The organism is Larsenimonas suaedae, from assembly GCF_023712105.1.
GTDB classification, from domain to species: Bacteria; Pseudomonadota; Gammaproteobacteria; order Pseudomonadales; family Halomonadaceae; genus Larsenimonas; species Larsenimonas suaedae.
Genome location: NZ_JAMLJI010000002.1, coordinates 593,087 through 608,535, shown reverse-complemented (window position 1 = coordinate 608,535; position 15,449 = coordinate 593,087). Strand labels below are relative to the sequence as shown.

Annotated in this window: 10 protein-coding genes; 3 read left to right on the top strand and 7 right to left on the bottom strand. The window is 64.8% G+C overall.

What is annotated here, in order from left to right:
- Nucleotides 1-633: 633 nt before the first annotated feature.
- Nucleotides 634-3,375, top strand: a complete 2,742-nt coding sequence (locus NAT49_RS08660; protein WP_251593247.1) for a nitrate reductase — start codon at nt 634-636, stop codon at nt 3,373-3,375.
- Nucleotides 3,362-4,270, top strand: coding sequence for a uroporphyrinogen-III C-methyltransferase (gene cobA / locus NAT49_RS08655; RefSeq protein WP_374708774.1), 909 nt, complete (start codon nt 3,362-3,364; stop codon nt 4,268-4,270). Before NAT49_RS08660 ends, cobA begins: the two co-directional genes overlap by 14 nt.
- A gap of 156 nt (nt 4,271-4,426) precedes the next feature.
- Here the strand turns inward: cobA and NAT49_RS08650 are convergent, their stop codons facing one another.
- From NAT49_RS08650 to zigA, 6 genes are all read right to left on the bottom strand, one after another.
- Nucleotides 4,427-5,788 (bottom strand): NarK family nitrate/nitrite MFS transporter, encoded by a 1,362-nt coding sequence (locus NAT49_RS08650; RefSeq protein ID WP_251593246.1) that lies wholly within the window; start codon nt 5,786-5,788, stop codon nt 4,427-4,429.
- A 437-nt stretch (nt 5,789-6,225) separates the two neighbouring features.
- Nucleotides 6,226-7,458 carry a nitrate- and nitrite sensing domain-containing protein gene (locus NAT49_RS08645; protein WP_251593245.1) on the bottom strand — a complete coding sequence of 411 codons (1,233 nt, stop codon included), beginning with the start codon at nt 7,456-7,458 and terminating at the stop codon, nt 6,226-6,228.
- 99 nt (nt 7,459-7,557) lie between these two features.
- Nucleotides 7,558-8,031 (bottom strand): DUF2007 domain-containing protein, encoded by a 474-nt coding sequence (locus NAT49_RS08640; RefSeq protein ID WP_251593244.1) that lies wholly within the window; start codon nt 8,029-8,031, stop codon nt 7,558-7,560.
- 60 nt (nt 8,032-8,091) lie between these two features.
- A complete protein-coding gene (locus NAT49_RS08635) occupies nt 8,092-9,309 on the bottom strand; it encodes an MFS transporter (protein ID WP_251593243.1) in 1,218 nt (405 codons plus the stop codon).
- A gap of 104 nt (nt 9,310-9,413) precedes the next feature.
- Complete coding sequence (gene folE2 / locus NAT49_RS08630) at nt 9,414-10,349, bottom strand: GTP cyclohydrolase FolE2 (protein ID WP_251593242.1); 936 nt, start codon at nt 10,347-10,349, stop codon at nt 9,414-9,416.
- The gene (zigA, locus tag NAT49_RS08625) at nt 10,342-11,574 is read right to left on the bottom strand and encodes a zinc metallochaperone GTPase ZigA (protein WP_251593576.1); all 1,233 of its coding nucleotides are present in this window, start codon (nt 11,572-11,574) and stop codon (nt 10,342-10,344) included. The genes folE2 and zigA overlap by 8 nt, the downstream gene beginning before the upstream one ends.
- A 283-nt stretch (nt 11,575-11,857) precedes the next feature.
- Between zigA and NAT49_RS08620 the strand changes: the two genes are divergently transcribed.
- Nucleotides 11,858-12,991, top strand: a complete 1,134-nt coding sequence (locus NAT49_RS08620) for an alkene reductase (protein ID WP_251593241.1) — start codon at nt 11,858-11,860, stop codon at nt 12,989-12,991.
- Between the two features lie 101 nt (nt 12,992-13,092).
- Here the strand turns inward: NAT49_RS08620 and bglX are convergent, their stop codons facing one another.
- Nucleotides 13,093-15,321, bottom strand: a complete 2,229-nt coding sequence (gene bglX, locus NAT49_RS08615; RefSeq protein ID WP_251593239.1) for a beta-glucosidase BglX — start codon at nt 15,319-15,321, stop codon at nt 13,093-13,095.
- Nucleotides 15,322-15,449: the final 128 nt, after the last annotated feature.

Genomic DNA, 15,449 nt, shown 5'->3' with positions numbered 1-15,449 from the left:
CTCGTGCCGCGCGTGCCGAGACACGCAAAAAAAAGCGCCCGATGCCATGAAGCGGGGGCTTCATGGCATCAGGCGCCGTTGCCTGACGTGATGCGGGGCGGTCCGTGACGATCCGTACCCACACGTGGCTGACCGTGCATCGTTGTCGAGTGCCCGGCCGTCGGTGGCCGGTAGTCGATACAATGAAATTTGCGTGCCAGCTCGGTTGTTGTTCAAACAATTCAATAAGCTATGAATACGATGACCGAGGGCGCGAGCGACGGTGAGGCCGTGTAGGGCGAGAGCATGCCCAACTGCGGTGTAGCCAGGTCCACATATGCACCGATGTTGGCCGTATCGCCCTGAGGCGGGCGTCTTGAGGCCTGGGTAATCGCGTTAACAAAATGTTATTGAAAGAAAAACGGTGACCTGGTGCGGCATTTGCATTTCTTGAACCATCAACGCATCGCGGCCGTGACTCATCGAGGCAGCGCCGTCTCGGGCCGTTCACCGCGATGCGCTCAAGCGCCACATCGTTATTCACTGTCGACGCACTGACCGCCCCCCTCGGGTGACCCTTGCGTCGAGTACAGGCAAAGGGGCCTGACCTCACGCTCGCGTGATGTCAGGCCCTTTTGCATTCAAGGAGGCTCCATGTCCGATGCGCACCATACCGATTCAGGCACGCCCGAGACCCATGCCGAGCGGCGAGCCACCACGACCTGCCCCTATTGCGGCGTCGGGTGCGGCGTGCGTGCCACCGTGAGCGGCGAGTCGATCAGCGCGGTCGAGGGAGACCCGGTGCACCCGGCCAATCAGGGGCGGCTGTGCGTCAAGGGCAGCGCCCTGCATGAAACGCTCGGTTATGCCGGGCGAGTGCTGGCGCCACGCGTCGATGGTCAAACGGTCGACTGGGACACGGCGCTCGATGTGCTTGCCCGTCGTCTTCACGCCACGCAGGCGGCCCACGGCCCTGGGTCGGTGGCGGCGTATCTCTCGGGCCAGCTTCTGACCGAGGACTATTACGTCGCCAACAAGCTCTTCAAGGGCTTTCTCGGCACGCCCCATGTGGATACCAACTCCCGGCTCTGCATGGCGTCAGCGGTGGCGGCCTACAAGCGGGCCTTCGGCGCCGACGCCGTACCCTGCTGCTATGAGGATCTGGAGCGCGCCGAGCTGGTGGTACTGGTGGGGTCCAATCTGGCCTGGAATCATCCGGTGCTCTATCAGCGCCTGAAAGTGGCGAAAACGCGCAATCCGCTGATGCGCGTGGTGGTGATCGACCCTCGCGTGACCGACAGCTGCGATATCGCCGATCTCTATCTGGGCATCGCGCCGGGCAGCGACGCGCGGCTTTTCAATGGGCTGCTGGCGTTCATGGCGCGCACGAACCGGCTGGATCGTCTCTATCTGGCGCGTCACGCCGAAGGGTTTGAGGAGACGCTGGCGGCGGTGCTCGAGGATGACATCACAATCGAGGCCATCGCAGCGGACTGCGATATCGATGCCGAGCGGCTCGAGACGTTTTATTACTGGTTTGCCACCCAGCTGCATGTGGTCACGCTCTATTCGCAGGGCATCAATCAATCGAGCAGCGGCACCGACAAGTGCCAGGCGATCATCAACTGTCATCTGGCCGGCGGCAAGCTCGGCCTGCCCGGCGCCGGGCCGTTTTCGATCACCGGCCAGCCCAACGCCATGGGCGGGCGCGAAGTCGGCGGGCTGGCCAATCAGCTGGCCGCTCACATGGATTACCACACCCCCGGGGCGATCGAGCGGGTGTCGACGTTCTGGGGCGCGCCGTCGCTGCCCACCGAGCCCGGCCACAAGGCCGTCGAGCTGTTCGAGGCCATCGAGCGCGGCGAGATCCGGGCGGTGTGGATCATGGCGACCAACCCGGTGGTCAGCCTGCCGGATGCCGATCGCATCAAGCGCATTCTGGCCGACTGTCCGCTGGTCATCGTCTCCGAGTGCATGGAAAACGCCGAGCTGCTCGAGGTGGCCGACATCGTGCTGCCGGCGACGGGCTGGTCGGAAAAGGACGGCACCGTCACCAACTCCGAGCGGTGCATTTCGCGCCAGCGTGGCCTGCTCCCGCCCCCGGGCCAGGCGCGACACGACTGGCAGATCATGACCGAACTTGCCGATCGGCTCGGCTTCGGAGAGGCCTTTTCCTACACCCACCCGGCCGAGATCTTTGATGAGCACGCCAGACTCTCGGGGCTTGATAACGATCCGGCCCGCCCGGGCTGGCGTGTGTTTGATATTTCAGGACTTGCCGGGCTTGATCGCGCGGCCTACGACGCGCTGGCGCCGATTCAGTGGCCGGTCAACGTAGAACACCCTCACGGCGCGGCCCGACTGTTCGAGGATGGCCGCTTTCCGACCGCCTCCGGTCGTGCGCGGCTTTTGCCGGTGCGTCCGCGTCTGCCGGCCCAAGCGCTGAGCGAGGCCCATCCGCTGCGGCTCAACACCGGCCGTGTGCGCGATCAGTGGCACACCATGACCCGCACGGCCCGGTCGGCGCGTCTGATGAACCATCGCGATGAGCCCTTCATCGAACTGAACCCCGTTGACGCCCGCGCGGCCGGCATCGAGGAAGGTCGTCTGATCGAGCTTGCCGGCGACGCTGGTCACTATCGAGGGCGTGCGCGCCTCAAGCGCGGCCAGCGCCGGGGCGAGGTCTTTGTGCCGATGCACTGGAACGGCGCGTTCAGCGCTCGGGCCAAGGCCAATGCGCTGATCACCCCGCGGGTCGATCCAATATCCGGTCAGCCGGAATCGAAACACGGCGCGGTGGGCATGCAGCCGCTGGCGCACAGCTGGGAGGCCACACTGCTGGTCGCCGGTGACCTGTCGGAGACGGTGACGCCGACCGAGGGCTGCGCCTACTGGACGCGCATTCCGATGCGCCACGCCCTGCGCTGGCAGCTGGCCGGCACGCCCGAGGCGGGCGAGCGGGACTGGCTTAACTGGATTGCCCGGGTGCTGCCGGGGCCGGTGTCCCAGTGGAGCACCGATGAGGCCAGAGGGCGCCTGCGAGCAAGCGGGCTTGCCGGGAATCGGGTCGCCTGGTGGCTGATGGTCGGCCCGCCGTCGGAGCTGCCGTCACTGAGCTGGCTGGATGCCTGCCTTGACCCCGCAAGAGAGACGCCGCTTGAGGCGAACACACGGCGGCGCGTTCTGGCCGGTGCCGCCAGCGGGGCCGCGGATGTCGGCCCCATCGTCTGTAGCTGTCATCAGGTAGGTCAGTACGCCATTGCCGCGGCGATTCGCCAGGGCCACCGAAGCGTTGAGGCGCTCGGTGCCGAACTCGCCTGTGGCACTCAGTGCGGCTCCTGCCAACCCGAACTCAAGGCATTACTGGAAGAGGAATCTGCCCATGTCGAGCTGTAACCCCTCTCATCCCCTGCGCTTTGGCGTGTCCCGCTGGATGATGCGGCTCGGTCATGTCGCGACCCGGGCGCTGTCCACGGCGCGTGGCCGGCACTGCGATGTCGATACGCCCGTGCAAAAGGCGTCCATGGGACAGGTGGCCCTGGTCGGCGCCGGCCCCGGCGCGGCGGATCTTCTGACGCTTCGCGCGCTCGATCGCCTGCAGGCGGCGGACGCCGTGGTCTACGACCGTCTGGTCGGGCCGGAGATTCTGGCGCGGCTGCCGGCCGGGTGTGAGCGCTACTATGTCGGCAAGGCCTGCGGCGAGCACAGCGTGCCTCAGGCCGAGATCGGCGAGCGGCTGGTGGCCCTGGCGCGCGCGGGCAAGCGGGTGGTCCGGCTCAAGGGCGGTGACCCCGGCGTGTTCGGGCGCATGGGCGAGGAGCTGGCCGCCCTGGGGGAGGCCGGCATCGAGGCCGAAATCGTGCCCGGCATTACCGCGGCCTCCGGGGCCGCCGCCGCGCTCGGCCTGCCGCTGACCGATCGTGCCCATGCCCAGACGCTGCGGTTCGTGACCGCCCATCAGGCGCGGGAGGATCGTCTGCCGGACTGGTCAGCGCTGGCCCGACGCGATGAAACGCTGGTGTTCTACATGGGGCTCAACCGGGTGGCGACCATCTGTGAGGGGCTGACGGGCGCCGGTCTGCCGGCCGACTGGCCGGTGATGCTGATCGCACACGCCACGCTGCCCACGCAGCAGACTCGCGTCGGGACGCTGGACACCCTGCCGGCACTGCTCGAGGCCGCGCCGATGCCCTCGCCCTGTCTGATCGTGGTGGGCAGTGTGGTCACGCTGTATCGCGACGCGCAGAAGACCACTCGCCACGCGCTGGTCGATGAGGCGCCAGCGTCCTGACCCCGTCCGCTGGATGACAAAACGCCGTCACTCATGTGACGGCGTTTTGGGTTGGGCGCTTTGAAAGGCTGGCGTTTTGAGTTGAACGCTTTGAAGGGTGGGCGCGAGCACTGCCCGAGCATGGGCTCGGGCAGTCATCGGTCCAGCTTCATCGGTCTAGCGTGCACCGATCGGGGTTGCCGTGTTGGCAGTGTCCTCTGCGCCGGCGGCCTCGCGGTAGGCGGCTTCCTCTTCGGCTTCTACCTCGGGGGTGAAGCGCACGGCCAGCGCGGCCAGCGAGATCACCACGACGGCCACACCGAGATAGAACAGCCCTTCCTGATAGGTCAGCGACTCGCTTCGAAACAGAAAGCCCGCGGCGACGGCACCGGCGTTACCCCCGGCACCGACAATGCCGGCCACGGCACCCAGCGCCTTTTTGTTGATAAACGGCACCACGCCAAAGGTGGCGCCTTCGGCCATCTGCACGAACAGACTGAACACCAGCATGATGCCGATGGCCAGCGCCAGCACCTCCATGTGGGCAAAGCCGATCAGGGCGATGCCTTCACACAGCATGGCCAGAAACAGCCAGCGTACCCGGCCCTTGAGACCGTTCCTGCGGGCGAACAGATCCGAAAAGACCCCGCCGAGCGTTCGGGCGAACAGGTTCATCAGTCCGAACAGCCCCGCAATCAGACCGGCGGTGGCCAGATTCAGCGAGAAGGTGTCGAAAAAGTAGATGGCGGCGATGTTGTTGATGGTCAGCTCGACCCCGAAGCAGGCGGCGTAGACCAGAAACAGCGCCCATACGCGAATGTCCTTCGCTGCGGCGGCAAAGCTTTGAAGCGCGCCGTGCTCGCGGGTCGCTTCGGGCAGCTCGCCCCGGGCGCGCAGCTCATCGAAGTTGCCGTTCGGGGCGTCCTGGGTCAGGCGGTAATAGGCGATGCCGGTCACAAACAGCACGATACCGGGCACCACCATGGCCAGTCGCCAGCCCAGCGTTTCGCTGACGCCGAGCATCAACACGCCCGAGAAGATCAGCGGCATCAGAATCTGGGTGGTGCCGCCGCCCAGATTGCCCCAGCCGGCGGTGGTGGCGTTGGCGGTGCCGACCACGTTGGGCGCGAACATGATCGAGGAGTGGTACTGGGTAATCACAAACGACGCCCCGATGGCGCCGATGGCCAGACGCGCCATCAAAAAGGTTTCAAAGCTGTCGGCGAAGCCGATCATCATGACCGGCAGTGATCCCAGGCATAAAAGCCAGGTGTAGGCTCGGCGCGGCCCGATCCGGTCGCACAGCAGGCCGATGACCAGCCGCACCACAATGGTGATGGCGACCGAGGCGATGATGGTGTTGCCGATCTGGGTCTTGGTCAGGCCCAGGTCATCACGCACCACGGCCATCAGCGGGGCGATGCCGAACCAGCCGAAAAAGCACACGTGGAAGGCAAACCACGACAGGTGGAAGGCGCGCATCTGTGGGGTCGAAAAGCTCAGTAACCGTATCCTGTTGGCTTTATTACGGATGTCCATCACTCGTTCTCCGGGGTTGGCGTCACTCGAAAGACATGCCCTCTCCAAACGAAAACGGCGTCCACCCACCGCTCGCAGTGCGAGCAGGTCGATGGACGCCGTTGTCCAGCGCGGGTCGGCCGTAAGGCGCGACGGGCTATGTCAGATAAGGGCTATGCCAGATAAGGACTGTGTCAGATAAGGACTGTGTCAGATAAGGGGTGTGTAGGATCGATATGGTGTTCGGTCGAACCGTCGTTGGCTCGGGTCATGTCATTTCTAAGCAGAAGCAATGCCAGAATTGTCAAAAAATCCATATTTCAATGAGATAGCTCGTTACCTGGGGGAGTCAATCAGAAGGCGTTCCGACGCCTTGGTCTTTCAGGCAACGTTTCGGTGCATTCACGGGATTGGAATGCACCGAGACGTTTCGGGCGGCCTGCACGCTTCGGTCGACATCACTCGTCGGCATCGATGATCGACTGGGCCACTGCGGCAAGGGGGCGGCTTTGATCCATGGCGGTCGTTCGAAGCAGACGATAGGCGCTCTGCTCATCGAGGCCGTGGTGCGTCATCAGAAGCCCTTTGGCGCGGTCGATCAGCTTGCGTTGTCGCAGTGCCTTGCGGGTGTCGGCCAGCTCATCACTGAGCTGTTGAAGTTGGCCGTTCTGGGTCTGAATCAGTTCGATCAGCGAGCGGTTGAAGTGCGTGGCGATCGTGCTGTCGATCGGTGCGCCGTCCTCTCGCGATAGAAATGGCTCATCAGGCTTGACAGTGGCCGGGCGATTGGCCGTGGCCGAGCGCACCTTTTCAAGACCATCGCCACAGCTTTTCTCGAGTGTTGCGACGAGGGCATCTTCAAGGTTTTTGAGGGCATCAATGCGCTGGGTTGCCAGTGCGTACCACTGTTCGCCGGCATCGACCCCATTGTCCGGGAGGTGCGCGGTCTCAAGCGCCAGGCGTCGAAGATGCTCAAGCGTTGTCGTGCCAGGGTGAGCCTGTATCTCTGACCACTTGGTCTGAAGTGTTTCATCGGCGAACTCGTTGAAGGTGGCAAAGCACCGGCTCTGGGTCTCGATCAGGGTGGCAAGCGTTGTGCGGTGGGCGTCGTCGAAGTAGCCCAGTGTGAAACCGAGCGCCCCACAGGCGCGCTCCTGCCCGGCCAGCTCCTTGCCCTGAATAAAGTGAAACAGACTGACCAGTATGCGGGTAATGTCCGGGTCACAAGCGCTGTCGGCCACTTCGAACACCACCGAAAGCAGCGTCCGAATGGTGCTGTTGTAAAGGTGCATGGCGTCATCGGCGGTCACGGCCTGCGTCTCGACGTTGGCGCGCAGGCCATCGAGTGCCTCGAGCGTTTCGAGCGCATCTGCAAGTTGTCGAAGTAACCGCGGGTCGCGAAAATGCCCCCACTCGCTCAGGCGCTCAAGGTCGCTCAGCCAGTACTCGAGTTCGTGGTGCAGGTCGGCTGCTGCTTTCAGGCTATCGCTTACGCGTGACGAATAGTGTGTGGCAAACCGGTGGCCGCGGGAGCCAAGGAAAATGCTCGAGGCGCCGCGTTCACGCTGAAGCGTGTGCACAAGCTGGCTGATGTGGCCGACCAGCGTACAGGTGGTGCTCAGGTGATGAAGGCGGTCGATTTCGGAGGTGTTGGCGGCGCTCAAGAGCCGCTCGATGGCAGGTGCTGTCACGGGGCACTCCTTGGCCTCGGTGCGCCGAGGCCGACTCGGTTTTATTATTGGTGTTTCCCGAGTATACCAAGATGCTCTTGGACGTTGGTCGTAGATCGCTTACTCATTACGATCACGATCACGATCACGATCACGATCACGATCACGGTCACGGTCACGGTCACGGTCACGGTCACGGTCACGGTCACGGTCACGGTCACGGCGCGAGCCGGGCAGCGGAAACACCACCCCGGTGCTCGCCCAGCACGCCACTGCAAGCGCCCGCCAGCCGCGGCTTTGGCGGGCGCTGGTCGTTTGAGGGTGAGTGGGTTCCGCTTCCTGCGGGGTTGTGGTGTCCTCGGCCTCGAGCCGGTCGGCCTGGTAATCCGCGAGCACCGCGCGGGCAAGTTCGAGATCCTCCGGCGCGACCTGCACCTTGATGCCGCCCAGCGCCGTCTCCCACATCCACTGCATCGTGATCAGGTGCTCATCGGCGATGAACGCGTTTAGATGACGCGATTCGAGCAGCCCCTTGAACAGGTACGCCTCGTAGGGGTAGCTGAACCGGGCAACGGTCACGGGGTGGGTCGCCATGGGGCGTCTCCTGCGCTTTGGGCCATCACCCACTGTAACGGTGCGAGTGAGCCGCGCCCATTACCCTTTGTGGGAGGGGGCGACAGTGCCGTCCTGGCGCCGCACTGCGCCGGATACCGCAAGCCCGAGTGCGAGCACGACAAACACCACCATCAGCGCGCGATCAAGCCCTGCGTGCTCGCCGATGAACCCAAGCAGCGGCGGGCCTGCAAGAAAGGCGATGTAGCCCATGATGGCGGTGGCCGCGACCTGAGCGTCGCCGTTGTCGCCTTCGCCGGCGGCCGACATGCTGAGCGGAAAGCCCACCGAGGTGCCGATGCCCCACAGCACCACCGCCGCGATCGCGACGCCGCTGTGCTCGGTCAGGGTGATGAGGGCAACACCGAGAAGGGCAAGCCCGATGCAGAGCCGAAATAGCGTGTGCCGGGGCAGCCAGCGCATCAGGGCGTTGCCGGAAAAGCGCCCGAGCGTCATGGTCAGCGCAAACAGCATGAATCCCAGCGAGCCGAGCGCCGGGGTGACGCCGTGCACATCCACCAACAGCAGCGGCAGCCAATCGTTGGCTGAGCCTTCGGAAAGCGCCACCGCCAGCACGATGGTGCCAAGCATCAGTACCCGCGGGTTGCGCCACACCGAGGCGTTTGCCGCTTTAGGCGCGTCCTCCGAGGTCGTGGGCGTCTCCTCGGACGCCGGGGTGAACCTGCCGGTCTCTCGCGGTAGGCCGCGAATGGCCCACCAGAACCCCGGAAGCGTCGCAAGCGTCAGCCCCATCAGGTGGTACTCGGTCGGCACCCGCCACGCCGTGAACGCGATCCCCACCAACGCCCCGAGCACGGTGCCGAGGCTGAAGCAGCCGTGCAGCGTCTGCATCAGCGCCCGCCCACTGAGCCGCTCTACCGCCGCGCCTTCGATGTTGATCGCGACCTCGGCAAGCCCCATCCCCGCGCCAAAGAGCGCAAGGCCGCCCGTTGCGATGAGGGCCTGCCCACTGCTGACGCCGAGACTGACCACCGCCATGCCCGCCGCCATCAGCGCAATGTTGACCCCGAGCACGCCGCGGGTGCCGAAGCGGCGCACCCAGGCACCGGCACTCAATACGCCCACCATTGCCCCGGCGGCAAGGCCAAACAGCACCAGGCCCATTTCATCGGTTGAGGCATTAAGCCGGTCGCGGATGTCGGGGGTGCGGGTGATCCAGGTGGCGGCAAGGGTGCCCGGCAGCAGAAACAGGGCGTAGAGCGCGGTGATGCGGCGCGAGTACGGGGACGATGATGACATGGCAAGCGGTAACCGAAAAAAGCGTGTTGATAAAAAAAAGCGGCGAGCCGACAGGGGGCGGTCGCCGCAAGATAGCACGCCTTTTTGCAATGCGGACCGGGGAGCTAGAGCGAGCCCGGCCAGTGCCACTGCGCGGTCGCCACGGCGTCGTGGGCGTGCAGGCTTTCCATGTGGGTAATGTCCACCTGGAAGCCGCTGACGCCGGGCTGGGTGATCAGGGTGTCGTGAAGGCGCCGGGCGGCGTCTTCACAAAACATGAGGTTCTGGCCGTTGGCGAGTGCGAACGCCTGTTCATCGACGCGCTTGACCGCGGTTTGAAGCGCGGTGCCAAGCGCGGCCTCGGTGCGCTCGATGACCTCACGCCAGGGCAGCTGCGTCTGCTCGGGGTCAAGACGAAGGCGCAGATGCGCGCGGCTTCGCTGGCTGTGGGGCGTGGCGACGATGCCATCCTCGTCCCCGAGCCAGGCGCGCACCGCCTCGAACGTGAGATTGGGTTCGGATTCGCAGCCAAACTCCTCGTCAAACCGGCGCTGAATGAGCTGGCGCGCGAGCGCCGCCGAGCAGGGGCAGGTGGAGGAGTACCCGATCTCGAGCTCGAGCTGGGCCTCGAACCCCTTGGGCGAGCGCCGCGTCTTGAGCGTGAGCGGGTAGCCCTTCCAGCCGCTGTGATCGCTGATCAGCGCCGGGCGCCTTAGAAGCGGCGTGCCGGTGAGATCAAGATACGCGGTGTCGGAAAGCCCCTCGTGGCTTTCAAGAAAGCCCTCGAGCGTTTCCCTGAGCCGGGCAAGCGTGAGTGGCCGCCGGGTGAGGGCGTCGAGCCCGAGATAGAGCCTCGACATGTGAATGCCGCGGGCGTGTTCATCATCGAGGCTGACGCCTGCGTTGGCCCGCACGTCGAAGGCGGTGTCGTCGAGCACCACCGGCAGCTCGATGCCAGCCATGCCGACCCGGCTCAGGGCGCCGGTCAGCCGGGACGGCCCGCGCGTCACGTCGGACAGCGTGTCGAGTGTTGATGCGTTCGGGAAAGCGAGGTCAGTCATGCCAGGCCTCGAAGGGGTCGGGAAGGGTTTTCCAGTGCTCAGCCCCCTGAAGCAGGGTGGCCTCATCGAGCAGGCAGTCGTCGAGCGCCTGACGCATGCGCGCCTTGTCCATGTTCTGGCCGATGAACACCAGTTCCTGGCGCATGTCGCCGAAGGGCTCTTCCCATTTCTCCAAAATCGCGTCTCGCCACTCGGGGTCGGCCGGCCAGTCGCTGTCCGGCACGGCCTTCCAGAACATTCCGGCGAACCCGTAATGGGCGATGCCGCCGGCCTGGCTCCACTGGGCGGCAAAGCGCGGGCGGCTTGCGAGCCAGAAAAAACCCTTCGAGCGTAAAAGCCCCTGGCCGAACCAGTCGCTGTGCATGAGCGCATGAAAGCGCTCGGGGTGGAACGGGCGGCGGGCCAGATAACTGAAGCTCGAGATGCCGTACTCCTCGGTCTCCGGCACGTGCTCGCCGCGCATCTCCTTGAGCCAGCCGGGGGCGGCGCTTGCGCGTTCGAAATTGAAGCGGTGCGTGTCGAGCACGCGGTCGAGCTCGATGTTGCCGCGAGTGATCGGAACGATGTCGGCCTCGGGGTTGAGGCGCTTAAGCACGGCGGTCAGCTCCTTGAGCGTCTCGGGCTCGATCAGGTCGGTCTTGCTGATCACCAGCACGTCACAGAACTCGATCTGATCGACCAGAAGGTCGGAGACGCTTCGTTCGTCGTCCTCACCGGCGGTCTCGCCCACCTCGGAAAGCGCCTCGGCTGCCCGGTACTGCGCCAGAAAATTGACGCCGTCGACCACGGTCACCAGCGTATCGAGCCGGGCCACGTCGGCAAGGGTCTGGCCGTCTTCGTCTTCGAACGTGAAGGTTTCCGCCACCGGCAGCGGTTCGGAAATGCCGGTGGATTCAATCACCAGATAATCGAAGCGGCCCTCGCGGGCGAGCCGGTTGACCTCGAGCAGCAGGTCTTCGCGCAGGGTGCAGCAGATGCAGCCGTTGCTCATCTCGACCAGCCGCTCCTGGCTGCGGTTGAGCGCCACCTCGCCGGTTGCGCCATCGACCGGGCCGTCATGGTCGCGCACCAGCGCCGCATCGATGTTGACCTCGCTCATGTCGTTGACGATCACCGCCACCCGTCGGCCGTCGCGGTTGGCCAGAATGTGATTGAGCAGGGTGGTCTTTCCGGCGCCGAGAAACCCGGACAGCACGGTCACGGGCAGAGGGGCGGTCGCCGGCAAAGAGGTGGCCGTTGAACGAGCGCCGGCCGTCGAACGAGCACCGGCCGTTGAACTAGGACTGCGCGTGGAAAGTGGGGCGGTCATGGCGGACTCCGAGGTCGCATCACTGAAATCGGGGAGGATGTTAAATGTTATATCATAACAAATCAACCGCGCATCCATCGGGCCGCCGATCACGATCATGCATGGGGCGTATTAGGATCTGGCTATTTGTTAGCAGTCTAATGGTGTGTCTACACTGGGGTCAGTTCACTTTACGCTCTTAGTCTCAAGGAATTTCGCGATGGCTTCTCTGTTTGACCGTTTTGATCTGGCGGGCACTCAACTCGATAACCGCATCGTCATGGCGCCGATGACCCGCTCCCGCGCGACCGGCGACGTGCCGGACGAGATGGGCGCGCTCTACTATCGCCAGCGCGCAGGCGCCGGGCTGATCATTTCCGAAGGCACGCCCATTTCCCGGCAGGGCACCGGCTACCTCTATAACCCGGGCATCTTCGGCCCGGACCAGATCGCCGGCTGGAAGAAAGCCACCCAGGCCGTGCACGAGCGCGGAGGGGTGTTCTTCGCCCAGATCTGGCACGTGGGCCGCGTCTCGCACACCTCGGTTCAACTCGCCGGCCAGTCACCGGTGGGCCCGAGCGACAAGCAGGGCGGCATGGCGTTCGGCTACACCGAGGACGGCGTGCCGGACATGCTCGATGCCAGCACGCCGCGCCGGCTCGAGACGTGGGAAGTGCGCGAGATCGTGCGTTATTTCGCCCAGGCCGCGGTCAATTCCCGCGAGGCCGGATTCGATGGCGTCGAGATTCACGGCGCCAACGGCTACCTCTTCGAGCAGTTTCTGAACCCGCACGTCAACGACCGCGACGACGTCTACGGCGGGTCGCGGGAAAACCGCTGCCGGCTTCTGATCGAGGCGGTCGATGAGGTCAGCAAGCTGATCGGCGCGCATCGGGTCGGCGTTCGCCTCTCGCCCCACGGCACGCTGTTCGACATGCCGGAGTACGACGACAACGGCGAGACCTACCTGCATCTGGCGCGGGAGTTCAATAAGCGCGGGCTTGCCTACGTCCACCTGCACGACCAGGGCGGACAGGGCATGCCGCCGATGCCGCGCGAGTACCTGCGCCAGTTCCGTGATGTGTACGAGGGTACGCTGCTGCTGGCGGGCAATCTGGACCAGAACGAGGCCGAGCGTCTGGTCGAGGATGGCACCATCGATCTACCGGTGTTCGGGCGGCTGTTCATCTCGAACCCGGATCTGGTCGAGCGCATGAAACACGGCCTGCCGCTGGCGGATTACGACACCACCACCTTCTACGGCGGTGACGCGCGCGGCTACATCGACTACCCCACCTACGCCGAAGAGCAGGCTCGCAAGGCCCGCGAGGCGCTGATCGAACAGAAGGGGTGATCGAGAAGTAGAAAGGGGGATCGAGAAAACACGCTGATCGCTTTTTAAAAATCGACAAAAAACGCCCCGCATCGCGGGGCGTTTTTCTGTGCGTTACCGCATCACGCGCAGTGGGGCGTCACATGAAACTCGAGGGGTTTCCCCTGGGTCGAGTCGCCGCCGATCTGGACGTGAAAGCGCCCCGGCTCCTGCACGGTCTCGAGCTCCGCGTTCAAGAAGCTACGCATCTCGGGGGTGATGTGAAAGCGTACGTGCGCGCATGCGCCCGGGGCCAGCTCAATGCGGCGGAAATCCTTGAGCTCACGCACCGGGCGCACCACGCTTGCGCTGACGTCCTGTAGATAAAGCTGCACTACCTCGATGCCCTGACGCTTGCCGGTGTTGGTGACGGTAAGGCTGACCTCAAGGGTGTCGTTCATCCCGATCTCCGAGCATGACGCCTTAAGCGCGCTGTACTCGAAGGTGGTGTAGGACAGCCCGAACCCGAACGGATAGAGCGAGTCGTTGGGGCTGTCCAGGTATTTGGAGGCGTACTTGGGGTCGACGCCCTTGGGGCGGCCGGTATTGAACGCGTTGTAGTAGACCGGAATCTGGCCGACGTGTCTTGGAAAGCTCATCGGCAGCTTGCCGGCCGGCGTCACGTCGCCGAACAACACGTCCGCCACGGCGTTGCCGGCTTCCGTGCCCGGCCACCACGCCTCTAAAATGGCCGGTGCCATGCCATCAAGCTCGGTAAGCGTCAGCGGCCGGCCGTTGAAGAGCACCGTGGCCACCGGCGTGTCACCGGCGGCTTCCAGCACCCGGCGGGCAAGCTCGAGCTGCATGCCGGGCAGGCCGATGTCGGTGCGGCTCGCGGCCTCATCGGCGAAGGCTTCATCCTCACCCAGCGCCAGTATTACGGCGTCGGCCTGACGCACCAGCTCGAGCGCCGCTTCGATGCCGGAGGTGTCGGTATCACCGATTTGATTGGATACGCCGTCCGCGCACATGATTGTTGCGCCGTTGCCAAGGCGCTGGGCGATGCCATCTCGAAGCGTCACCGTGTCGTCGTGATCGCCGTTGCCGTGCCAGGAGCCGATCAGGCGCGGGGTGTTCCCGAGCGGGCCAATGAGGGCGATTTTTTTGTGCTGGTCACTCAGTGGCAGCACATTGCCCTCGTTTTTCAAAAGCACCATCGATTCCGTCGCCTGCTCGCGGGCGGCGCGGCGGTGGGCGTCACTCAGCAAACACTCGGCCTCGCGCTCATCATCCGCGTAGCGGTACGGGTCCTCGAACAGCCCGAGCGCGGCCTTGAGCCACAGAATCCGCCGCACCGCCTCGTCGATGCGCGCCTCCTCGACGGCGCCGCAGCGCACGAGTTCCTCGAGTGTCTTGATGAAATACCCGGACTGCATGTCCATGTCGACGCCGGCGTTGACCGCCTTGCGGGACGCCTCCAACGCGTCCTCGGCGACGCCGTGGCGCTCGAGTTCCATGATGGCGGTGTAGTCGGTGACCACCATGCCCTTGAAGCCCCACTCACGGCGCAGGATCTGATCGAGCAGCAGCGGGTGGCAGGTCGCCGGAATGGCGTTAAGCGTGTTGAACGCCGTCATGACGCTGGCGCAGCCTTCCTCGAGCGCGGCCAGAAAGGGCGGCAGGTAGATCGAGCGCAGGCGCCACTCCGACAGGTCGACGGTGTTGTACTCGCGCCCGGCTTCCACCGCGCCGTAGGCGGCGTAGTGCTTGACGCAGGCGGCGAGCGTGTCGGTCGCGCCGGGGGCACGCCCCTGAATGCCGCGCACCTGGGCGCGGGCGATCTGTGACGTCAGATGGGTGTCTTCGCCGGCGCCTTCCATCACCCGGCCCCAGCGCGGGTCGCGGGCGACGTCCACCATCGGCGCGAAGGTCCAGTGCACGCCGGATGCGGCGCCTTCCCGTGCCATGACGCGAGCGGCGCGCTCGATGCCCTCCAGGTGCCAGCTGGCGGCCTGCGCGAGCGGAATCGGAAAGATCGTTTTAAAGCCGTGGATGATGTCGTAGCCAAAGAGCAGCGGAATGCCGAGCCGCGAATGCGCCACCGCCTGTGTCTGAAGCTCACGCGTGAACTCGACCCCGAAGGCGTTGAACACCGAGCCGACCCGGCCCTGCCGCACGTCATCCTCGATGTCGGTATTGGCCGGCGCCCCGGTGGTGTCGCGGCTGCCGGCGACCTGATTCATCTGGCCGATCTTTTCCTCGAGCGTCATCTGCGCCAGCAGCGTCTCGACCATTTCATCGAGGGCGCGGCCTTGCGCCGTGTCGAGCCCAAAGGGCTGACCTACCGTCTGTTTCGTGCCTTGTGCGGACATCATTGCCTCCTTGGGTGCGGCGTACCTGATACGCCGGTTGTACAGGGTGCCTCGTAGAGCGCCGAGCCGATTTTATCGGTGTGCCCTACTTTAGTGACCGTGCCCGCGGTCCGTTGTTCACCATTGCC